This window comes from Pseudomonas sp. BNK-15, from assembly GCF_047456105.1.
Taxonomy (GTDB): Bacteria; Pseudomonadota; Gammaproteobacteria; order Pseudomonadales; family Pseudomonadaceae; genus Aquipseudomonas; species Aquipseudomonas putida_E.
The window spans coordinates 618766-639401 of sequence record NZ_CP179898.1 but is presented as its reverse complement, the minus strand read 5'-3'; the positions used below and the strand labels follow the sequence as shown (position 1 = coordinate 639401).

General features: G+C 61.0%; 23 protein-coding genes. 13 read left to right on the top strand and 10 right to left on the bottom strand.

Annotation, left to right across the window (positions count from 1 at the left end):
• Nucleotides 1-19: 19 nt before the first annotated feature.
• Nucleotides 20-1027: an RNA polymerase sigma factor RpoS gene (gene rpoS, locus ACMGF5_RS02890; RefSeq protein WP_012315872.1), complete on the top strand. Its 1008-nt coding sequence runs from the start codon at nt 20-22 to the stop codon at nt 1025-1027.
• 499 nt (nt 1028-1526) lie between these two features.
• Here rpoS and fdxA read toward each other — a convergent pair whose 3' ends face one another.
• Both fdxA and mutS read right to left on the bottom strand, forming a co-directional pair.
• A complete protein-coding gene (fdxA, locus tag ACMGF5_RS02885) occupies nt 1527-1850 on the bottom strand; it encodes a ferredoxin FdxA (RefSeq protein WP_012315871.1) in 324 nt (107 codons plus the stop codon).
• A 140-nt stretch (nt 1851-1990) separates the two neighbouring features.
• Entirely contained in the window at nt 1991-4564 is a 2574-nt protein-coding gene (gene mutS, locus ACMGF5_RS02880; protein ID WP_119687643.1) for a DNA mismatch repair protein MutS, read from the bottom strand.
• Between the two features lie 139 nt (nt 4565-4703).
• Here mutS and ACMGF5_RS02875 point away from each other — a divergent pair, with 139 nt between their 5' ends.
• The 5 genes from ACMGF5_RS02875 (at nt 4704) to recX (ending at nt 8236) form a co-directional block, all read left to right on the top strand.
• Nucleotides 4704-5450: a S24 family peptidase gene (locus ACMGF5_RS02875; RefSeq protein ID WP_046788325.1), complete on the top strand. Its 747-nt coding sequence runs from the start codon at nt 4704-4706 to the stop codon at nt 5448-5450.
• A gap of 202 nt (nt 5451-5652) precedes the next feature.
• Nucleotides 5653-5988 carry a phage holin family protein gene (locus tag ACMGF5_RS02870; RefSeq protein WP_115274050.1) on the top strand — a complete coding sequence of 112 codons (336 nt, stop codon included), beginning with the start codon at nt 5653-5655 and terminating at the stop codon, nt 5986-5988.
• 106 nt (nt 5989-6094) lie between these two features.
• Nucleotides 6095-6577: a CinA family protein gene (locus ACMGF5_RS02865; RefSeq protein WP_012315851.1), complete on the top strand. Its 483-nt coding sequence runs from the start codon at nt 6095-6097 to the stop codon at nt 6575-6577.
• A gap of 103 nt (nt 6578-6680) precedes the next feature.
• Complete coding sequence (gene recA / locus ACMGF5_RS02860; protein ID WP_046788327.1) at nt 6681-7748, top strand: recombinase RecA; 1068 nt, start codon at nt 6681-6683, stop codon at nt 7746-7748.
• Nucleotides 7749-7765: 17 nt separating this feature from the next.
• Complete coding sequence (recX, locus tag ACMGF5_RS02855; protein WP_046788328.1) at nt 7766-8236, top strand: recombination regulator RecX; 471 nt, start codon at nt 7766-7768, stop codon at nt 8234-8236.
• A 25-nt stretch (nt 8237-8261) separates the two neighbouring features.
• On the opposite strand, the gene ACMGF5_RS02850 is transcribed toward recX, so the two are convergent.
• Nucleotides 8262-9380 carry an LOG family protein gene (locus tag ACMGF5_RS02850; RefSeq protein ID WP_414157557.1) on the bottom strand — a complete coding sequence of 373 codons (1119 nt, stop codon included), beginning with the start codon at nt 9378-9380 and terminating at the stop codon, nt 8262-8264.
• 302 nt (nt 9381-9682) lie between these two features.
• On the opposite strand from ACMGF5_RS02850, the gene ACMGF5_RS02845 reads away from it, so the two are divergent.
• Nucleotides 9683-9886 carry a hypothetical protein gene (locus tag ACMGF5_RS02845; protein ID WP_046787958.1) on the top strand — a complete coding sequence of 68 codons (204 nt, stop codon included), beginning with the start codon at nt 9683-9685 and terminating at the stop codon, nt 9884-9886.
• Here ACMGF5_RS02845 and ACMGF5_RS02840 read toward each other — a convergent pair whose 3' ends face one another.
• A complete protein-coding gene (locus tag ACMGF5_RS02840) occupies nt 9887-10306 on the bottom strand; it encodes a quorum-sensing-regulated virulence factor family protein (protein ID WP_012315846.1) in 420 nt (139 codons plus the stop codon).
• On the opposite strand from ACMGF5_RS02840, the gene ACMGF5_RS02835 reads away from it, so the two are divergent.
• From ACMGF5_RS02835 to ACMGF5_RS02820, 4 genes are all read left to right on the top strand, one after another.
• Entirely contained in the window at nt 10305-10448 is a 144-nt protein-coding gene (locus ACMGF5_RS02835; protein ID WP_158621143.1) for a hypothetical protein, read from the top strand. The two genes, ACMGF5_RS02840 and ACMGF5_RS02835, sit on opposite strands and share 2 nt — an antisense overlap.
• An 81-nt stretch (nt 10449-10529) precedes the next feature.
• The gene (locus ACMGF5_RS02830) at nt 10530-11240 is read left to right on the top strand and encodes a tRNA-uridine aminocarboxypropyltransferase (protein ID WP_115274052.1); all 711 of its coding nucleotides are present in this window, start codon (nt 10530-10532) and stop codon (nt 11238-11240) included.
• A 178-nt stretch (nt 11241-11418) separates the two neighbouring features.
• On the top strand, nt 11419-12069 hold the full coding sequence (gene erdR / locus ACMGF5_RS02825; RefSeq protein WP_012315844.1) for a response regulator transcription factor ErdR: 651 nt from the start codon (nt 11419-11421) through the stop codon (nt 12067-12069).
• A 73-nt stretch (nt 12070-12142) separates the two neighbouring features.
• Nucleotides 12143-12505, top strand: coding sequence for a diacylglycerol kinase (locus ACMGF5_RS02820; RefSeq protein ID WP_046787960.1), 363 nt, complete (start codon nt 12143-12145; stop codon nt 12503-12505).
• Here ACMGF5_RS02820 and finR read toward each other — a convergent pair.
• Entirely contained in the window at nt 12502-13428 is a 927-nt protein-coding gene (gene finR / locus ACMGF5_RS02815; RefSeq protein WP_046787961.1) for a LysR family transcriptional regulator FinR, read from the bottom strand. The genes ACMGF5_RS02820 and finR overlap by 4 nt on opposite strands.
• Before the next feature lie 117 nt (nt 13429-13545).
• Here finR and fpr point away from each other — a divergent pair, with 117 nt between their 5' ends.
• On the top strand, nt 13546-14325 hold the full coding sequence (gene fpr / locus ACMGF5_RS02810; RefSeq protein ID WP_012315841.1) for a ferredoxin-NADP reductase: 780 nt from the start codon (nt 13546-13548) through the stop codon (nt 14323-14325).
• Between the two features lie 246 nt (nt 14326-14571).
• Here fpr and tsaA read toward each other — a convergent pair whose 3' ends face one another.
• The 5 genes from tsaA to rimO form a co-directional block, all read right to left on the bottom strand.
• Entirely contained in the window at nt 14572-15267 is a 696-nt protein-coding gene (tsaA, locus tag ACMGF5_RS02805) for a tRNA (N6-threonylcarbamoyladenosine(37)-N6)-methyltransferase TrmO (protein ID WP_046787962.1), read from the bottom strand.
• A 6-nt stretch (nt 15268-15273) separates the two neighbouring features.
• Entirely contained in the window at nt 15274-15735 is a 462-nt protein-coding gene (locus ACMGF5_RS02800; protein WP_115274053.1) for a DUF1456 family protein, read from the bottom strand.
• 47 nt (nt 15736-15782) lie between these two features.
• Entirely contained in the window at nt 15783-16493 is a 711-nt protein-coding gene (locus tag ACMGF5_RS02795; RefSeq protein ID WP_046787964.1) for an rRNA pseudouridine synthase, read from the bottom strand.
• A 121-nt stretch (nt 16494-16614) separates the two neighbouring features.
• Nucleotides 16615-17070 carry a GNAT family N-acetyltransferase gene (locus tag ACMGF5_RS02790; RefSeq protein WP_115274054.1) on the bottom strand — a complete coding sequence of 152 codons (456 nt, stop codon included), beginning with the start codon at nt 17068-17070 and terminating at the stop codon, nt 16615-16617.
• Nucleotides 17071-17154: 84 nt separating this feature from the next.
• Nucleotides 17155-18486, bottom strand: a complete 1332-nt coding sequence (gene rimO, locus ACMGF5_RS02785) for a 30S ribosomal protein S12 methylthiotransferase RimO (protein ID WP_046787966.1) — start codon at nt 18484-18486, stop codon at nt 17155-17157.
• A gap of 236 nt (nt 18487-18722) precedes the next feature.
• On the opposite strand from rimO, the gene ACMGF5_RS02780 reads away from it, so the two are divergent.
• On the top strand, nt 18723-20621 hold the full coding sequence (locus ACMGF5_RS02780) for a potassium transporter Kup (protein WP_046787967.1): 1899 nt from the start codon (nt 18723-18725) through the stop codon (nt 20619-20621).
• Nucleotides 20622-20636 lie beyond the last annotated feature (15 nt).

The window sequence follows — 20636 nt, the reverse complement described above, 5'->3', positions numbered from 1 at the left end:
TCAGCAAAGGACTATAACAATGGCTCTCAATAAAGAAGCGCCGGAGTTTGACATCGACGATGACGTTCTCCTGATGGAGACGGGCATCGTTTTGGAAACGGATGTGGTGTCAGACGAACCTGCTGTACCGTCGGTTCGGACCAGGGCCAAGTCAGGCTCTACGCTCAAGCAGCATAAATACATCGATTACAGCCGGGCGCTCGATGCCACCCAGTTGTACCTCAACGAGATCGGTTTCTCGCCTCTGCTTTCACCGGAAGAGGAAGTGCACTTCGCGCGGCTGTCGCAGAAGGGTGACCCAGCCGGGCGCAAGCGCATGATCGAAAGCAACCTGCGCCTGGTTGTGAAAATCGCCCGTCGTTACGTGAACCGCGGCCTGTCCTTGCTCGATCTCATCGAGGAGGGGAACCTGGGTTTGATTCGTGCAGTCGAGAAGTTCGACCCGGAGCGCGGTTTCCGTTTCTCGACCTATGCGACGTGGTGGATCCGCCAGACCATCGAGCGGGCGATCATGAACCAGACCCGCACCATTCGTCTGCCGATCCACGTGGTCAAGGAGCTCAACGTCTACCTGCGTGCCGCGCGGGAGTTGACCCAAAAGCTCGACCACGAACCTTCCCCTGAAGAGATCGCCACCCTGCTGGAAAAACCCGTTGCCGAGGTCAAGCGCATGCTTGGTCTTAACGAGCGGGTATCGTCGGTGGATGTTTCGCTCGGGCCAGATTCGGACAAGACCCTGCTCGATACACTCACCGACGATCGTCCTACCGACCCGTGCGAGCTGCTGCAGGATGACGACCTGTCACAGAGCATCGACCAGTGGCTGGGCGAGCTCACCGACAAGCAGCGCGAAGTGGTGGTACGCCGTTTTGGTCTGCGCGGGCATGAAAGCAGCACCTTGGAGGATGTAGGCCTGGAAATCGGCCTTACCCGCGAGCGAGTGCGGCAGATTCAGGTAGAGGGGCTCAAGCGCCTGCGTGAGATCCTGGAGAAGAATGGCCTGTCCAGTGAGTCGCTGTTCCAGTAAGCACTGCATGCCGGTATGCAAAAACGCCCTGATGACCTCGGGGCGTTTTTTTATGCGCAGGCCAGAGCGGCTGGCAATTATCTGGGGGTGATCAATGTGTAACTTGCTACCCCTGATGCACTGCGTGTAAGCCTTTGCTTACTTGTTGTGTAAGCCATACACGTAAAGGCCAGTAAATCATTGTCGTTTCCAGATCTGTTTTTTTCTCAACTAACTGAAATAATTGAACTTTTCAGATTTGTGGAAATGTGTCCCCGGTAATGTCTTGTGAGGGTTCGCGGTTGCCTGCGCTGCGGAAGTCGCTAGTATTCGAACTGTGCACACGGACATGCACAGGCGTTCAGGAAGAACGCCAAGGACATCGCAAGACGCGATTCATCAGGACGATGTTTAGGACAAGCAGGGACTACGGAAAAAATGTGGGCGGGTCAAACCGCCCCTTTTTTTGCCCGCAGAAAATGAAAAAGGCCCGTTGCGGGCCTTTTTCGTATCTGGGCGATTAACGTTCCAGATCGGCGATCTTGCCAGGCTTGCCATCCCACTCTTCGGCGTCAGGCAGGGCATCCTTACGCTCGGTGATGTTCGGCCAGATCTCCGCCAGCTCGGCATTGAGCTCAAGGAAGTTCTCCATGCCCGCAGGCACTTCGTCTTCCGAGAAGATGGCCTGGGCCGGGCATTCAGGCTCGCACAGTGCGCAGTCGATGCACTCGTCCGGGTGAATGACCAGGAAGTTCGGGCCTTCGTAGAAGCAGTCCACCGGACAGACTTCCACGCAGTCGGTGTATTTGCATTTGATGCAGTTGTCGGTGACGACGAAGGTCATTTCTAGTTCTCTCCTCAGGCAACGGCGGCGGCCCTTCCTCTCAGGGCCGCGCGGTTTACGGGCATGTGGCTGCAGGCCAGGCTAATAACCTGCAGCACCAGCAAACCGCGGCGGATTCTACCAGCTTGTAGTGCCCGCCGTTATAACAGGTTCTTTAGTTGATATAGCATTTCGATAGCTTGACGCGGGGTCATGTCGTCCAGCTCCAGCTTGCCCAGCTTCTCGAGGGCCGGGTGTGGCAGGCTGGCGAACAGGTCGCTCTGGTGCGGTGCTTGTGGCTCGCCCTTGGCTTTGTTCGACACGGGTTGTTCGTGGGGCAGGCTGCTGGTCTCCAGCCGGCCCAGGTGCTCGCGCGCCCGCTGGATGACCGGCGACGGCACGCCTGCCAGTTGCGCCACGGCCAGGCCGTAGCTCTGGCTGGCGGGGCCAGGCAGCACATGGTGCAGGAACACGATGCGCTCGTTGTGTTCGGTAGCGTTCAGGTGGACGTTGGCCACCAGTGGTTCGCTTTCCGGCAGTACGGTCAGCTCGAAGTAGTGTGTGGCGAACAGCGTGTATGCACGCAGCTGCGCCAGGCGCTCTGCAGCCGCCCAGGCCAGCGACAAGCCGTCGAAGGTGCTGGTGCCACGGCCGACTTCGTCCATCAGTACCAGGCTGCGGTCAGTGGCGTTGTGCAGAATGTTGGCGGTTTCGCTCATCTCGACCATGAACGTCGAACGACCGCCAGCCAGATCGTCGCTGGAGCCGATACGGGTGAAGATGCGATCGACCAACGACAGTTCGCAACTGGCCGCCGGAACGAAACTGCCGATGTGCGCCATCAGCACGATCAGTGCGGTCTGGCGCATGTAGGTGGATTTACCACCCATGTTCGGGCCGGTGATGATCAGCATCCGGGTGCTGTTGTCCAGGCCCAGGTCGTTGGCTACGAACGGCGTGGACAGTACCTGTTCGACCACCGGGTGACGCCCCTGATCGATGCGCAGGCAAGGTTCGTCGACGAAACGGGGGCAGTTAAGGTCCAGGTTGAGCGCCCGCTCGGCAAGGTTGCTCAGCACGTCCAGCTCGGCCAGCGCAGCGGCGCTGTCCTGCAGCGGTGCAAGGTGGCTGATGAGGGTCTCGAGCAACGCGTCGTACAGCATTTTTTCGCGGGCCAGGGCGCGGCTCTTGGCCGACAGCGCCTTGTCCTCGAAAGCCTTGAGCTCCGGGGTGATGAAGCGCTCGGCCCCTTTGAGGGTCTGGCGACGAATGTAGTCGCCCGGGGCCTGTTCGGCTTGCTTGGTCGGCAGCTCGATGAAGTAGCCATGCACGCGGTTGTAGCCGACTTTCAGGTTGGCAAGACCGGTGCGGGCCTTCTCGCGGGCTTCAAGGTCGATCAGGAACTGGCCGGCGTTCTCGCTGATCGCCAGCAGATCGTCCAGCTCGTTGTCATAGCCGGCCTTGAGTACGCCGCCGTCGCGGATCACTGCTGGCGGGTTGTCGATGATCGCCCGCTCCAGCAGGCTGGCCAGCTCCGGGTAGGTGCCGGTGATGGCCGCCAGGCGCGCCAGGTGTGGGGCTTCCAGCTCAGCCATGGCGTTCTGCAGTTCGGGCAGGGCGCCGAGGGCATCACGCAGGCGCGCCAGGTCGCGCGGGCGGGCATTGCGCAGGCCGATACGGGCGAGGATCCGCTCGATATCGCCAATTTCCTTGAGCTGCGGCTGCAGTTTCTCGAAGCGGTAGCCATCGAGCAGGCAGCGAATCGAATCCTGGCGCGCCTGCAAGACCTTGAGGTCGCGCAGCGGGCGGTTCAGCCACCGGGTCAGCAGGCGGCTGGCCATTGCGGTCTGGCAGCGATCGATCACCGACTGCAAGGTATTGTCGCGACCACCTGCCAGGTTGATGTCCAGCTCCAGGTTGCGGCGGCTGGCCCCGTCGAGGATCACGGTGTCGTCCAGGCGCTCGTGGCGCAAGCTGCGCAGGTGGGGCAGGGCGGTGCGTTGGGTTTCCTTGGCGTAGGTCAGCAGGCAGCCGGCGGCGCCGATGGCCAGGGTCAGCTTGTCGCAACCAAAGCCCTTGAGGTCTTTGGTTGCGAACTGCTGGCACAGAGCCTTGCGTGCCGAGTCGCGGTCGAAGTCCCAAGGGGCTCGTCGGCGTGCGCCTGGGCGTTTCTCGGCCGGCAGGTCGCGTGGCCAGTCGTCGGGGATCAGCAGCTCGACAGGGTTGATGCGTTCAAGCTCGGCCAGCAGGTTTTCCCAGCCCTTGATTTCTTGCACGCTGAAATTGCCGCTGGTGATATCCAGCACCGCCAGGCCAAACAGGCGCTCATCCCCCAGCAGTGCGGCAATCAGGTTGTCGCGGCGCTCGTCGAGCAACGCTTCGTCGCTGACCGTGCCCGGGGTGATGATGCGCACCACCTGACGCTCTACCGGGCCCTTGCTGGTGGCGGGGTCACCGATCTGCTCGCAGATCACCACCGACTCGCCGAGCTTGACCAGCTTGGCCAGGTAGCCTTCCAGCGAGTGGAACGGAATTCCGCACATGGGGATCGACTGGCCGGCTGACTGGCCACGGGCTGTCAGGGTGATATCCAGCAGTTTTGCGGCTTTTTTCGCATCTTCGTAGAAGATTTCGTAAAAGTCGCCCATGCGGTAGAACATCAGCTGGTCCGGGTGCTGGTTTTTCAGCTTCCAGTACTGCTGCATCATTGGGGTGTGTGCGGAAAGATCAGACATTCAGGGCCTTACAGCGGGGATCTGGTTGGCGATTGTAAAACCGGCAATGGTACAGGCTTTTTGGCCGAGATGCAGGCGGCGGGCAAGTGCCCTCGCGCCCCGGCTGCATGAATTGCATTTCCTGTGGCGGCGCTGCATTATGCATGCTATGCAGAAACGCAATGTAGCCACCGTACTCAGAGAGTTGCTCGCCCGCCACGGCCTGTCCCCCACAGAGCTGCACCGGCGCACGGGCGTGCCTCAATCCACCCTGTCGCGGATCCTCAGCGAGAAGATCGTCGATCCCTCGGATAGGCACGTGTCGAAAATTGCCGACTATTTCGGCGTCAACACCGAACAGCTGCGCGGCCGCGCCGAGCTTGGCGCCTCACGCGAAGCCGCATTGCCGGCCCGCGGCCATGCGGACCTCAGCGACATCAGCCTGTGGGACGATGAAACGCCCGTCGAGGACGACGAGGTGTCAGTACCCTTTCTTCGTGAGGTCGAATTGGCAGCAGGATCAGGAAGGTTCGTCATCGAGGAAAGCGAGCGCGCCCGCCTGCGCTTCGGCAAGCGCAGCCTGCGCCATAACGGCGTGCAGTTCGACCAGGCCAAATGCGTGACCGTGCGCGGCAACAGCATGCTGCCGGTACTGCGCGACGGGGCGACGGTCGGGGTAAACACCGGCAAGTGTTCGATCGGTGACATCATCGATGGTGATCTCTACGCCATCAACCACAATGGTCAATTGCGGGTGAAGCAGGTGTATCGGCTACCCACCGGTATTCGCCTGCGCAGCTTCAATCGCGACGAACACCCTGATGAAGACTACAGCTTTCAGCAGTTGCAGGAAGAGCAGATCAGCTTGCTCGGGCATGTGTTCTGGTGGGGCATGTACGCCCGCTGACCAGGCCTTTTTCAAGAAAACCCGCTTCGGCGGTTTTTTTTCGTCTGGAGAAAAGCCCTACAGCCTGATGAGCAAAAGCATTCATGGCTATCAGCAAAGTCATGCCTACAGTTAAATGAATAAATGCATTGACTGCATATGCGCTAACGCATAGCTTGTGTCTCAAGGCGGACTGAGCCTTTGTTACACAGGAGACAGGACAGTGACGAACGAGCAACAAGTGTTACTGGAGATGCCGCTCTGGCTGGTAATCGTCCTGGCATCGCTGGGCGGCCTCAGCGGCGAAATGTGGCGGGCCGACAAGGCGGGCGCCACCGGTTGGTCGCTGCTGCGACGGCTGGCGCTGCGCTCCGGCGCCTGTATCGTCTGCGGAGTTTCGACGGTGATGTTGCTGTATGCCAGCGGCCTGTCGATCTGGGCGGCCAGCGCATTTGGTTGCCTGACCGCGGTAGGTGGAGCCGATGTGGCCATGCGTCTTTATGAGTGCTGGGCGATCAGGCGGCTGGGCTTGCGTGGCACCGCGTCGAGCGATGAATGACCAGGAGGATGTGCGTGCGAAAGTTTGAGCATGGGTAGAACAATGCCTGTCCCGATCAGCCCCCTCAAATGCTAGGGTGTCGCTCAGCCTCTTCCAGGAGTTGCCCATGGACCCGATCACCGTTCTCTCCGCCCGGCTGGGCGAACACCTGCGCCGCTTCAGCGCCCAGGTCACCACCGCCGAATCTTGCACCGGCGGCGGCATCGCCGAAGCCATCACCCGCGTACCTGGCAGCTCCGCCTGGTTCGAGGCAGGCTATGTCACCTACTCCAACGCCCAGAAGACTCGCCAGCTTGGGGTCCCAGAACCGTTGTTCGCCCAAGTCGGTGCAGTCAGCCAGGAGGTGGTCGAAGCCATGGTTCGCGGCGCCCAGGCGGCCAGCGGTGCGCGTTTTGCCGTGGCAGTCAGTGGCGTGGCCGGGCCCGACGGTGGCTCGCCGGCCAAACCGGTCGGTACCGTGTGGCTGGCATGGGCCGATGGCAGTCACGTGAGCAGTGAGCGTCGCCACTTCGACGGCGACCGTGAAGCAGTGCGCCGACAGACGGTGATCGCCGCGTTAGACGGCTTGTTACAGCTTGGTGCCGAGTAAATCGACGACAGGGGTTTGCTCAAACGCTTCCCTGTGGAATAATACTGGCTACTTATACAGGTATTCCGGCCATCAGGGCCAAGTCGAACACGTGAGGATTTCAATGGACGACAACAAGAAGCGCGCCTTGGCTGCGGCCCTGGGTCAGATCGAACGCCAATTCGGCAAAGGCGCGGTCATGCGCATGGGCGATCACGAGCGCACCGGCATTCCGGCCATTTCTACCGGCTCCCTGGGCCTGGACATCGCTCTGGGCATCGGCGGCCTGCCAAAAGGCCGTATCGTCGAGATCTATGGCCCGGAGTCTTCGGGTAAAACCACACTGACCCTGTCGGTCATCGCCGAAGCCCAGAAAAGCGGCGCCACCTGCGCCTTCGTCGACGCCGAGCACGCTCTCGACCCAGAGTACGCCGGCAAACTGGGCGTCAACGTCGACGACCTGCTGGTTTCGCAGCCGGATACCGGCGAGCAGGCGCTGGAAATTACCGACATGCTGGTGCGTTCCAACGCCGTTGACGTAATCATCGTCGACTCCGTGGCCGCCCTGGTGCCCAAGGCAGAAATCGAAGGCGAGATGGGTGACATGCACGTTGGCCTCCAGGCCCGTCTGATGTCCCAGGCGCTGCGCAAGATCACCGGTAACATCAAGAACGCCAACTGCCTGGTCATCTTCATCAACCAGATCCGTATGAAGATCGGTGTGATGTTCGGCAGCCCGGAAACCACCACCGGTGGTAACGCCCTGAAGTTCTACGCCTCGGTGCGCCTGGACATCCGTCGTACTGGTGCAGTCAAGGAAGGCGACGAAGTCGTCGGCAGCGAAACCCGCGTCAAAATCGTCAAGAACAAGGTCTCGCCGCCGTTCCGTCAGGCTGAGTTCCAGATTCTTTACGGTAAGGGTATCTACCGTAACGGCGAAATCATTGACCTGGGCGTTGCTCAAGGGTTGGTCGAGAAGTCGGGTGCCTGGTATGCCTACCAGGGCAACAAGATCGGCCAAGGCAAGGCTAACGCAGCCAAGTACCTGCAAGAGAACCCGGCCATTGGTGCCGAGATCGAGAAGCAGATTCGCGAGAAGCTGCTCAAGGCGGGTGTTGTTGCCGAAGCGGGCAAGGCTGCTGCAGCCGATGCCAAAGCCGACGACGTGGCTGACGCCGACGCCGGTTATTGATAGCTGCTTGGCCGATCATGTCCGTCGTACTCGACACCCCCGTCGCCGTTCGGCGGACAGCCATGGACCTGCTTGCGCGCCGCGAGCATGGTCGCGTCGAGCTGACGCGCAAACTGCGTCAGCGCGGCGCTACGGATGAGCTGATCGAGCCCGCGCTTGATCGGCTCGCCGAAGAAGGGCTGCTCAGTGAGGCCCGCTACCTTGAAAGCTTCATCAGGTACCGTTCCAATGCCGGCTATGGCCCGGCGCGTATTCGCGAGGAGCTGGGCCAGCGTGGCCTGAACCGTGGCGATATTGACCAGGCACTGCGTGACTGTGGTGTGAACTGGGCAGAGCGGCTACAGGATGCCTGGCAGCGCAAATATGCCGGGCTACGTCCGCATGACCCCCGCAGCCGTGCCCAGCAAACCCGGTTTCTCGCTTACCGTGGGTTTCCCTTGGACATGATCGGCCGCCTGCTCAGCGGCCGAGACTTGGACGACTACTGATCTAACAGCCACATCGCAGGCGCACTCAGCTGACCTTCAACGCCTCCCGCGCCCGCTGCGTGGTATGCATCGGCTGTGGCTTTGCCCAGTTCTCCGACAGGTTGATGAAATCCACCAGCTCACGCAGACGCCCTTGATTACGCCCATTGAAGGCAAAGGTCAGGCGGGTCAGATGGTTGTAGTTGCCTACTTCATGCTCTACGCCACTGTCGGCATGTTGATGGTACTTCCCGCTCAGTCGTAAATCGGCAAAGGCTTCCTGAATCTCATGCAGTGCCGCGTCGCTGAGCCGATGGTGCATGCGGATCACAAACTGGTTCTTCAGCCAGCGGCTGGAGTGGTAGTTGCTGTAGAACTGGTTGATTTCCTCCACTGCCTCGTCGGCACTGTGTACCAGGCGCACCAGCTTGAGGTCACTGGGCAGGATGTAGCGGTTTTCTTCCAGTTGCCTGCTGATGAAGTCCAGGCAGTCACGCCAAAAGCTGCCACCTGGTGAGTCCAGCAGGACCACCGGCACCAGTGGGCTCTTGCCAGTCTGAATCAGCGTCAGTACTTCCAGTGCCTCATCGAGCGTGCCGAAACCTCCCGGGCAAAGGACCAGGGCGTCGGCTTCCTTGACGAAGAACAGCTTGCGAATGAAGAAAAAGTGGAAGGGCAGCAGCTTGTCAGTGCCATCCACTGTCGGGTTGGCGTGCTGTTCGAAAGGAAGGGTGATGTTGAAGCCCAAGCTATGATCGCTACCCGCGCCTTCGTGCGCTGCGGCCATGATGCCGCCGCCTGCGCCGGTAATGACCATGAGGTCGGAGCGGGCCAGTGTGGCACCCAGCTCGCGAGCCAAGGCATACATCGGGTGTTCCAGCGGTGTGCGCGCCGAGCCGAAAACGGTGGCCTTGCGCCGACCCTTGTAGCGTTGCAGGCTGCGGAAGGAGTGGTCCAGCTCGCGAAGGGCCTGCAAGGTGATCTTGGCACTCCAGCGATCGGTGTCGTCGTGGGCCATGCGCAAGATGGTCAGCATCATGTCACGGTACAGTGGCAGGTTGGGGCTGTCCGGTGCGACCAGTTGCAGTTGTTCATCGAGTTTACTCAGGTCGATACCACTGTCCCTGAAGTGATTGAACAGATACTCATTGGGTTGGTAAGGCATTCAACGTCTCCTTCTGCAGCAAAACCTCTGACCGAGCTGATGGCTGGGCTCGGCCGCGACGCTACGTGCGTCGCTGGCTGCTCTGGCTCGAGTGTGCGTCCCGAGCATTGCAGTAGGCCTTCAAGGCCCTGATGCAGGTGCGTAATTCATCTTGTCGTTTTTGTGCGCTTCGCTATCAATCTAGACCCTCGCGCCACTTCATGCAGGCACTATCACCAAGGCCGCTCGTCGGCACGCGGCCATTGATGGCAAGGGTTTGGTTAACTGGAGAAGCGAAACGTGTCGATGCAGGAGGTGGCGGTATGCATCGCTTGGTCATCGAGGTAGACCGGCAGCTCTATCAGCAGCTGGAACATGCGGCACAGGTTCATCATGTGAGCCTGGAGGCGGAGTGCCTGCGGCGGTTGGCTGCGTTGGAATGCCAGTCACCTTACCTGCAGGCGCTTCTGGCAGAGATGCGCGCCGAGGAAGAGCCGCGGCGCGCGGAGGATGAGCGGGTCAGTTGATTACTTCTTCTTGTTTCCGGCAGTGCAGCTGGCAGCGTCAAAGGCCTGGTCCATGACCGGTTGATTGGTCTTGTAGACGGTGAAGCGATAGACCATCACGGCGCCTTTTGACATCAGGTTGCGGTAACCGCTGTTCCGGCAGACGCTGTCACCTAGCTGGCTGCGCACCTGCTCTGCGTTTTGCTGCATGCGTGCGGCGTGCTCGGCGCGCACGCTCAGGTGGTTCACCAGTGCCTTGCCTTCAACGGTATAACCCTGGTCGAGGATATCTTCGTTGATGGCTCGCGGGGTGCCGACGCTGCTTTCCTTGGCGACCTTTTCCAGCATCTTGTTCAGCTCGAACTCCTGCTTGGAGGCCGCCTGGGCTGCCAGTGGCAGGGTGAGCAACAGGCTCAGGGTCGGGACGATAAGACGCAGCATGAATCTCTCCTGGTTCGGTGACTGGCGCTTCGACATGCGCAGACGGCTGGTGTTCCATGAAACCCGCAGAATCGCGGGCAGGCTCGCGGCCACCAAAACGCTGATTATAAAGGACCAGCCGGTCCAGCTGCACGGCAAATGACGCCCGCTCTGGTAGACTGGCGCTTTGTTTTCATCGAGTTATCGCAGTGTCCAGTCACAACCTGTCCCGAGGCTTGCCAGCATGAGCCATGCGGTAGCGCGCCTGCGCGCCGAACGGCTGGCCCGCAGCATCAAGCCGTTCATTGCTCGTGGTTCACGTGCCGAACGCTGCCCTGACTGTCGGGTTATCGCCACCCATTGCCTGTGTGCCTGGAAGCCCAAGGTGCACGCCGACTCTGGCGTATGCCTGTTGATGCATGATACCGAGCCATTGAAGCCGACCAACACCGGCTGGCTGATCGCCGACCTCATCGAAGATACCTCTGCCTTCGGCTGGTTGCGAACGTCGGTGGACGAACGCTTGTTGACCTTGCTGGCAGACCCACAGTGGCAGCCGTACATCGTCTTCCCTGGCGAATTCGTCGCCCAGGAGCGGGTGGTCAGCGAGGTCGTGCGTGAGCCGGGCAAACGCCCGCTGTTCATCCTGCTGGATGCCACCTGGACCGAAGCCCGCAAGATGTTCCGCAAGAGCCCTTATCTTGACCGCTTCCCGGTGCTGAGCCTGCAAGCTGAGCAGATGTCGCGCTATCGCCTGCGCCGCTCCAAGCGCGATGATCATTTCTGTACTGCGGAAGTTGCTGCCATGTGCCTGGACCTTGCGGGTGACGACCAAGCCTCCCAAGCCTTGGATGCGTATCTGGATGTGTTCAGCCTGCACTACCTCAGTGGCAAGCGTCGCCTGCCTCTGGACGAGCAGGACGCGACCCACCAGCGTTTGCATACCTTCCTATAGTCCAAGGGGCACAAGCCCCACTTTGGTTCATAATGACGGGGCTGGCGGCCAGGATGAAGCGAGGCGGCAGGGCGAGTGGTTTGACCTGCCCGGCCGTGCTCGGCACCTTGGCGCCGATTCCCCGCCGGGCGCTATTCCTCCGCCGCTGCGCCTGGCACAGAACAGGATCCTTAGATCGATGGCCATGTACGAAATCCTGATTGCCGATGACCACCCGCTGTTTCGTAGCGCTCTGCGCCAGGCCGTCACCCTCGGCCTGGGCGCGGATGTGCGCCTGGTCGAGGTGGCGAGCATCGCCGAGCTGGAAAGCCGGCTGAGCGAAAAAGCCGACTGGGACCTGGTCCTGCTGGACCTGAACATGCCGGGCGCCTATGGTTTCTCCGGGCTGGTCCTGCTGCGTGGCCAGTACCCTCAGATCCCGGTGGTGATGGTCTCGGCCCAGGAAGAGGCTGCCGTTGTAGTCAAGTCCCGCGAGTTTGGGGCCAGTGGTTTCATTCCAAAGTCCAGTGGGCTGGAAGTGATTCAGGATGCAGTGAGGAAGGTGCTCGATGGCGACGTCTGGTGGCCGCCTCAGGCATTTGAAAGGGTCGATGTCTCGGCCGAGGCCAAAGCCGCCAGCGAAGGCCTGGCCAGCCTCACGCCACAGCAGTTTCGCGTGTTGACCATGGTCTGTGAAGGCTTGCTGAACAAACAGATCGCCTATGAGCTGAATGTGTCGGAAGCGACCATCAAGGCCCATGTGACGGCCATTTTCCGCAAGCTGGGTGTGCGCACTCGGACCCAGGCGGCCTTGTTGCTGCAACAACTTGAATCCGTTGCGAGCAGCTAAATGCTTGCCGCTTCACGCTTTTTTGACTCATTTTGAACTAGTCTGCTGGCCTTTCATCGGTGAAGTGACGCACATGTCGCCATTCAAAGGCCAGACCGGCCTCAAACGTATCTTCAACGCCGCCGGCTATTCGCTGGACGGCCTGCGCGCCGCCTTCAAAGGCGAGGCTGCTTTCCGTCAACTGGTACTGCTCAATGTGCTGCTCATCCCGATTGCCTTTTGGCTGCCGGTAAGCCGCGCCGAGCGGGCCATCATGATCGCCGTGTGCCTGCTCGGGCTGATCGTCGAACTGTTCAACTCGGCGGTGGAGGCGGCCATCGACCGCATTTCGCTGGAGCGCCATCCGCTTTCGAAAAACGCCAAAGACATGGGCAGTGCTGCGCAATTCGTAGCACTGACCATGGTGGCGTTGGTCTGGGGCGTTATCCTGCTCTAAGCGATCGGTGGCAAGACGATCTCGTCACTGCGCGTAAACCCTGCGGTGAAGTTGCGGCACAACTCGAGAAACTCGCGCATGGCCGAGGTCTGGTATTTTTGTTTGTGCCAGATGAAGTAGAACTGACGCATCAGGTCCAGCTCCGGGGTTTCGACCGGCACCAGGCTGCCACGCCGGAAGGCATCGCGCAGGGCCAGGCGCGATATGCAGCCAATACCCAGGCCTGATTCCACGGCACGCTTGATCGCTTCGGTATGCTCCAGCTCCAGGCGTATGTTCAGGTTGGCGCGATGATGCCGCATGGCCTGATCGAATGTCAGGCGGGTGCCGGAGCCTTGCTCGCGAAGAATCCAGGCTTCCTGGGACAGGCTTTCGATATCTGCGCGGCCCACCTTGGCCAGCGGGTGTTGCGGCGCGCAGAACACTACCAGTTCGTCCTCAACCCAAGGCTGTACCTCCAGGTCCGGATGGTTGCAGTCGCCTTCGATCAGACCCAGATCAATTTCGTATTGTGCAACCTGGTGCACGATATGGGCTGTGTTCTGCACGTGCAGCTTGACCTGGCTTTCCGGGTGTACCTGCATGAAGCTACCGATCAGCAAGGTGGCCAGGTAGTTGCCAATGGTCAGTGTGGCGCCGACTGCCAGTGAGCCAAAACCGGACTTGCCGTTGAGCAGGTCTTCGATCTCCTTGGCCTGGTCGAGCAGCGCAACCGCTTGCGGCAGCAGCTGATGCCCCAAGGCGTTGAGGGCCAGGCGTTTACCTGCACGGTCGAACAACTGGCAGCTCGATTGCCGCTCCAGTTCAGTGATGGACGTGCTGGCAGCCGACTGCGACAGGGCCAGCACACTGGCGGCTCGAGAGACGCTCTGATGCTGGGCCACGGCGACGAATACCTGTAGCTGACGAAGTGTGAATCGCATATCTATATAACCGATAACACATATCTTGATAATTCAGTTAACAGATATTGTCGCTGCCCCTAAACTATCGCGCAACTGTGCGCTGTGCGCGCTGCGTTTTCTTCAGGAGCCCCATCGATGAGCAACATGAACCACGAACGTGTCCTCAGTGTGCATCACTGGAACGACACCCTGTTCAGCTTCAAGTGCACCCGCGACCCGGGCCTGCGCTTCGAGAACGGTCAGTTCGTGATGATCGGCCTGCAGCAGGACAGCGGCCGTCCGCTCATGCGCGCCTACTCCATCGCTTCGCCCAACTGGGAAGAGCACCTGGAATTCTTCAGCATCAAGGTGCCTGACGGCCCGCTGACCTCCCAGCTGCAGCACCTGAAGGAAGGCGACGAGATCATCATCAGCAAGAAGCCTACCGGTACGCTGGTCCTCGACGACCTGAACCCGGGCAAGCACCTGTACCTGCTGAGCACCGGCACTGGCCTGGCGCCGTTCATGAGCGTCATTCAGGACCCGGAAACCTACGAGCGCTTCGAGAAAGTGATCCTGGTGCACGGTGTGCGCTACGTGAACGAAGTGGCCTATCGCGAGTTCATCACCGAACACCTGCCACAGAACGAGTTCTTTGGTGAGGCGGTGCGTGACAAGCTGATCTACTACCCGACCGTTACCCGCGAGCCGTTCGAAAACCAGGGCCGCCTGACTGACCTGATGCGCAGCGGCAAGCTGTTCAGCGATATCGGCCTGCCACCGATCAACCCGCAGGACGACCGCGCCATGATCTGTGGTAGCCCGAGCATGCTCGACGAGACCAGCGAAGTTCTCGATAGCTTCGGCCTGAAGATCTCCCCGCGCATGCGTGAGCCGGGTGACTACCTGATCGAGCGTGCTTTCGTCGAGAAGTAATCGACCGGCAATGAAGGCGCAGGCTTGGCCTGATGCCAGTCAGTTAAGCGTTTTGGGGCCGCTTTGCGGCCCATCGCCGGCAAGCCGGCTCCCACAGGTACAGCGCAGACCTCAAGAACTGTGCGGTCCCGGTAGGAGCCGGCTTGCCGGCGATGGGCTGCGTAGCAGCCCTGACAACGCTAACTGACTGGCATTAAGGTAAGGCCTGCGTTTTTTATGCCTGTGCGACTGAGGTTGCCAGTGCTTTCAGTTTTCCGGCACGACCTCAAGCACGCGAATTACATCCGGCTGCGGGTAGTGCCACCTGACCTGCACATCCCAGAACTTCACCCCATACACCCGCTCTGGCGGCGGCACCTGATAGGCCGGTCGTGGGTCCTGTGCCAGGCACTGTTCGATAAGCTCCACCAGTGGTTCGCCCAGGCGCAGGGCGTGTTCGCGGGCCTGGGGCAGGGCGCTATCGCCCCAGTGCACGGCAATCGCGGCAGGCGCATCGCTGGCCATCAGGTTGCTCGCCCCGGCGATGCTGTCGGCATAGGGAACATACGGCTTGATATCCAGCACCGGCGTGCCATCGAGCAGATCGATGCCGGACAGCAGCAGCCGACCCGGCTCCACAGCCTCCAGGCGTACCACCGACTGGCCGATGCCATTGGGCCGATGGGTCGCTCGCGTAGCGAACACGCCCATGCTTTTGTTGCCGCCCAAGCGTGGTGGGCGCACTTTAAGGCGTGGCTTGTCTTCCAGGGCCTGATGGAACAGGAACAACAGCCACACATGGCTGACCTGCTCCAGGCCCGCCACGGCCTCGCCTTGGTCGAACGGCGGCAGCAACTCAAGTACCCCGCGTGCAGCCGGCGCCAGCTGTGGCTGCCGCGGGATTGCGAACTTCTCCTTGAAACAGGAGCGCACGATGCCGACAGGCGAAACCGTATGTTGCATGGCGAGTCAGCCGCGCACGCGCAGGGTCAGGCCCTTGAGGAAGTTGCGCAGCAACTGGTCGCCGCAAGGCCGATAGTTCTCATGGCCCACCTTGCGGAACAGCGCGCTGAGTTCGGGCTTGGAAACCGGGAAGTTGACCGACTTGAGGATCACATGCAGGTCGTCTTCCTTGAGCTCAAAGGCTACGCGCAGCTTCTTGAGGATGGTGTTGTTGGTCACCGGCAGCTCTACAGGCTGTGGCGGACGGCTATCGTCCTTGCCGCGGCGGTGGAAGACCAGACCGTCGAGAAAGTGCGCCATGACCCGCTCGGGGCAGCGCACAAAACCGGGCTCGTCCTCTTTCTTCAGGTAGGTGGCGAGCACCACCGGATTAACCTCCAGGCCCGAGAGCGCGATGATCTCGGCCATCTTGGCGTCGTTCACCTTGAGCATGTAGCGCAGGCTGCGCAGTACATCGTTGTGGTTCATTGCTGCAAAATCCTGTTCAGATGCCACGCCTGGGCGTGGCGCATCGCTTAGAAACGTTCAGTGCCGGCCAGGTAACGCCAGTTGCCCACAGGCAGCTTGCCCATGGATACACCGCCCAGGCGAATACGGCGCATACTGAGTATTTCCAGGCGCAGGTAGGCGCAGATCTCGGAGATCTGCCCGGGTTGTGGGTTCTTCAGGGCCAGGCGCAGGTGGGTCTCGTTTTGCCAGCTGGCCTTGGCCTTGGGCAGTTCCCGATCATTGCGCGTCGCGCCGCGCGCCAGGCGCTCCAGCGCCTGTGGCGTGGTCTCGCCGCGCACTTCAATGATGTATTCCTGTTCCAGGCGACGCAGGTCGGCCTCGATCTTGCGGGTAACCTTCCAATCCTGGGTGAACACCTGCAGGCCACTGGCACCGCGCTCCAGGGGCGCCGAACAGGTCAGCCGGGTGAAGTGCCCGTGCAGCGGCCGCACGCCTTCGCGATGTGCTTCGCTGAGGCTGGCCATGTTCATGCTGGCGCGGGCCGTATCGATATCGACACCCGCAGGCTGGTTGAGCAGCAGGGTAACCGGGTCAAGCGCCTCGGCATTGGCGCCCGGCAACAGCTCGACAGCCTGGTGTTCGACCTTGAACTGAGGCTGCTCGACTACAACGCCATCGACCGTGACCCAGCCTCCTTCGATATACAGCTCTGCCTCTCGGCGTGAGCAGCCGAGCTGCTCGATGAGGCGTTTGGACAGGCGGACGGGTTCGGACATGGCAGGCAATTCGCAAGGCAGGGAAAGTCTTACATTGTACCTGCCCATTTGCGGTTGATGACGGGAATCTGTGCCGAATGCACCATTTCGCAAGTATTGCACGGCATCCTGCGACAAAGTCCTAGGACGCTGTACGAATCAGCTTCATATGAAGCAATGGATAGGGCTGCCCCAGGCCATCTGTTTCGGAGCGCCCGATCACTTCGAAGCCCTCGTGCAGGTAGAAGCCCAAGGCTTGGGGGTTCTGTTCGTTGACATCCAGGCATTGCGCGTTCAGTTCGCTGATGGCATAGCGCAGCAAGCGCCTGCCCACGCCTCGGCCACGGTATTGGGGTGCTACGAACAGCATGTCCACACGCCCATTGGCGACACCGGCAAAGCCGCAGATGCGTTGACGGTCCTTGCAGCAGACCAGCATGACGGCGTCCAGGTACTTGCGTAGCACATGGTCGCGCAGCAGCAGGATATAAGCGTCAGGCAGAAAGTCGTGGGTCGCGCGCACCGAGTTCTCCCAGACCTGAACCAGTTCCGGGTAATCACACAGGTGGGGTGTTTGCAGCGTCAGTGCCGAATGCATGCCGGTGTTCCTCGGTGGTCATTGAGGAAACCATAGATGCAAAAAGCCCCGCCAGTGGGCGGGGCTCCTTCTAAGTGCGCAGCCTCAAACAGGCTCGGCCCACATATCGTACTCGTCGGCATCGACCACCCGGCAACGGACCTTGTCGCCCGGCTTGAAGCCATGGTCGCCATCGATGAACACGCTGCCATCGATCTCAGGTGCATCGAAGAAGCTGCGGCCGACCGAGCCTTGCTCTTCGACTTCGTCGATCAGCACTTCGATTTCCTTGCCGATGCGCAATTGCAGGCGTGCGCTGCTGATGGCCTGCTGGTGGGCCATGAAGCGATCCCAGCGCTCCTGCTTGACGTCATCCGGCACTTCTTCCAGGCCCAGGTCGTTGGCAGGCGCACCTTCGACCGGCGAGTACTGGAAGCAGCCGACGCGGTCGAGCTGGGCTTCGGTCAGCCAGTCCAGCAGGTACTGGAAGTCTTCTTCGGTCTCACCCGGGAAACCGACGATGAAGGTCGAGCGGATCACCAGTTCCGGGCACTGTTCGCGCCAGTTCTTGATGCGCGCCAGGGTGCGGTCTTCGAAGGCGGGGCGCTTCATCGACTTGAGCACTTTCGGGCTGGCGTGCTGGAACGGGATGTCCAGGTACGGCAGGATCTTGCCGGCGGCCATCAGCGGGATCACGTCGTCGACGTTCGGGTACGGGTAGACGTAGTGCAGCCGCACCCAGGCGCCCAGGCTGCTCAGCGCTTCGCACAGCTCGAGCATGCGGGTCTTGACCGGGCGGCCGTTCCAGAAATCGGTCTTGTACTTGACGTCCACGCCGTAGGCGCTGGTGTCCTGGGAAATCACCAGGATCTCCTTGACGCCGGCCTTGACCAGGCGTTCGGCTTCGCTCAGCACTTCGCCGACCGGGCGGCTGACCAGCTTGCCGCGCATCGACGGGATGATGCAGAAGCTGCAGCTATGGTTGCAGCCTTCGGAGATCTTCAGGTAGGCGTAGTGGCGCGGGGTCAGCTTGACGCCCTGCGGCGGTACCAGGTCGATCAGCGGGTTGTGGTCCTGGCGTGGCGGTACCACTTCGTGCACGGCATTGACTACCTGCTCGTACTGCTGCGGGCCAGTGACCGACAGCACGCTGGGGTGCACGTCACGGATGCTGCCTTCCTCGACACCCATGCAGCCGGTGACGATGACCTTGCCGTTTTCCTTGATCGCTTCGCCGATCACTTCCAGCGACTCGGCCTTGGCGCTGTCGATGAAGCCGCAGGTGTTGACCACCACCACGTCGGCATCCTCGTAGGTGGGCACGACTTCATAACCTTCCATACGCAGCTGGGTCAGAATGCGCTCGGAATCTACCAGGGCTTTTGGGCAACCCAGGCTGACGAACCCTACCTTGGGGGTGGCGGGAGTGGTGGACATGACTAACCTCGGTATTGAATACAGGTCGCCCGGCCGGAAACGGCGGCGATCCTGACGGGCGCTTCTGGGCGCCTCTGATCAAAAAGTGCGCAATTCTAGCGAGCGCAAGGTCGCTTGACCAGCACAAATGCGACGAACGCTGCGCTATGCTTCGCGCCGTTGCGTCGGGGCATGTGCGATCCCCTGGCGCGAGGCAGAATTCTACCGGTCTAGATGGCCGTTTGCGGGAGTGGTCGATGGTTCAGGCAAGCAGTCACGCCGAGGGCGGGCAGGGGGCGACGCGGTCGCTGAGCCTGTTGGTGGCAGCTGTTGGGGTGGTCTACGGCGATATCGGTACCAGCCCGTTGTATACCCTCAAGGAAGTCTTCACCGGCGGTTACGGGGTGCCGGTCAATCATGATGGTGTGCTGGGGATCCTGTCGCTGATCCTCTGGTCGCTGCTGTGGGTGGTGTCGTTCAAGTACGTGATGTTCATCCTGCGCGCCGACAACCAGGGAGAGGGCGGTACCATGGCCCTGACCGCGCTGGCGCGGCGGGCTACGGCGGCCTACCCGCGCCTGCGCACGCTGATGGTCATCTGTGGGCTGATCGGCGCCTCGCTGTTCTACGGCGACAGCATGATCACCCCGGCGGTGTCGGTGCTGTCGGCAGTAGAGGGCATGGGCCTGGCATTCGACGGTATCGACCATTGGGTGGTGCCGATTTCGCTGGTGGTGCTGGTGGCGCTGTTCCTGGTGCAAAAGCATGGCACCGAGAAGATCGGCAAGCTGTTCGGCCCGATCATGGTCACCTGGTTCGTGGTGCTGGCGGCGCTGGGGGTGCATGGCATCTCGCAGAGCCCCGAGGTGCTCAAGGCGTTCAACCCGGGCTGGGCGGTGAACTTCTTCATCGTGCACCCGGGCATGGGTGTGGCCATTCTCGGTGCTGTGGTGCTGGCCCTGACCGGTGCCGAGGCGCTGTACGCCGACATGGGCCATTTCGGTCGCAAGCCGATTGCCCGTGCCTGGTTCGCCCTGGTGCTGCCAGCATTGGTGCTCAACTATTTCGGCCAGGGCGCGATGCTGCTGCAAAACCCTGACGCTGCGCGCAACCCGTTCTACCTGCTGGCGCCGGCGTGGGCGTTGCTGCCGCTGGTGGGGCTGGCGACCATGGCCACGGTAATTGCTTCGCAGGCGGTGATCTCGGGTGCTTTCTCCCTGACCCGCCAGGCTATCCAGCTGGGTTATATCCCGCGTATGCATATCCAGCACACCTCCAGCGACGAGCAGGGGCAGATCTACATCGCAGCAGTGAACTGGACGCTGATGGCAGGCGTTGTGCTGCTGGTGATCGGCTTCGAATCATCCGGTGCGCTGGCGGCCGCTTACGGCGTGGCGGTGACCGGCACGATGCTGATGACCACCATCCTGGTGTCGGCGGTGATGCTGTTGTTGTGGAAGTGGCCGCCGGTGCTGGCGGTACCGATTCTGATTGGTTTCCTGCTGGTCGACGGGCTGTTCTTCGCCGCCAACGTGCCGAAGATTGTCCAGGGCGGCGCCTTCCCGTTACTGGCCGGGGGTGTGCTGTTCCTGCTGATGAGCACCTGGAAGCGCGGCAAGCAGATTCTGGTCGAGCGAATTGATGAGGGTGGGCTGCCGTTGCCGGTGTTCATCAGCAGCATTCGCGTACAGCCACCGCACCGCGTAGAAGGTACTGCCGTGTTCCTCACTGCGCGGCCCGATGCCGTCCCGCATGCGCTGTTGCACAACATGTTGCATAACCAGGTGCTGCACAGCCAGGTGGTACTGCTGACGGTTGTGAGTGAAGACCGGCCACGGGTGCCCGAGCAGGAGCGCTTTGAAGTGGAGGCCTATGGTGATGGCTTCTTCCGGGTGCTGTTGCACTTCGGTTTCATGGATGAGCCGGATGTGCCGGCGGCACTGAAGCTATGCCACCTGGACGGCCTGGACTTCAGCCCCATGCGTACGACTTATTTCCTAAGCCGCGAAACGGTGATCGCGTCGCGTCTTGAGGGGATGTCGCGCTGGCGGGGCAACCTGTTTGCGTTTCTGCTCAAGAACGCCAACGGTAACCTGCGTTTCTTCAACCTGCCGCTCAACCGGGTGATCGAGTTGGGTACACAGGTCGAGATCTGATCAAGGCGAGGGGCC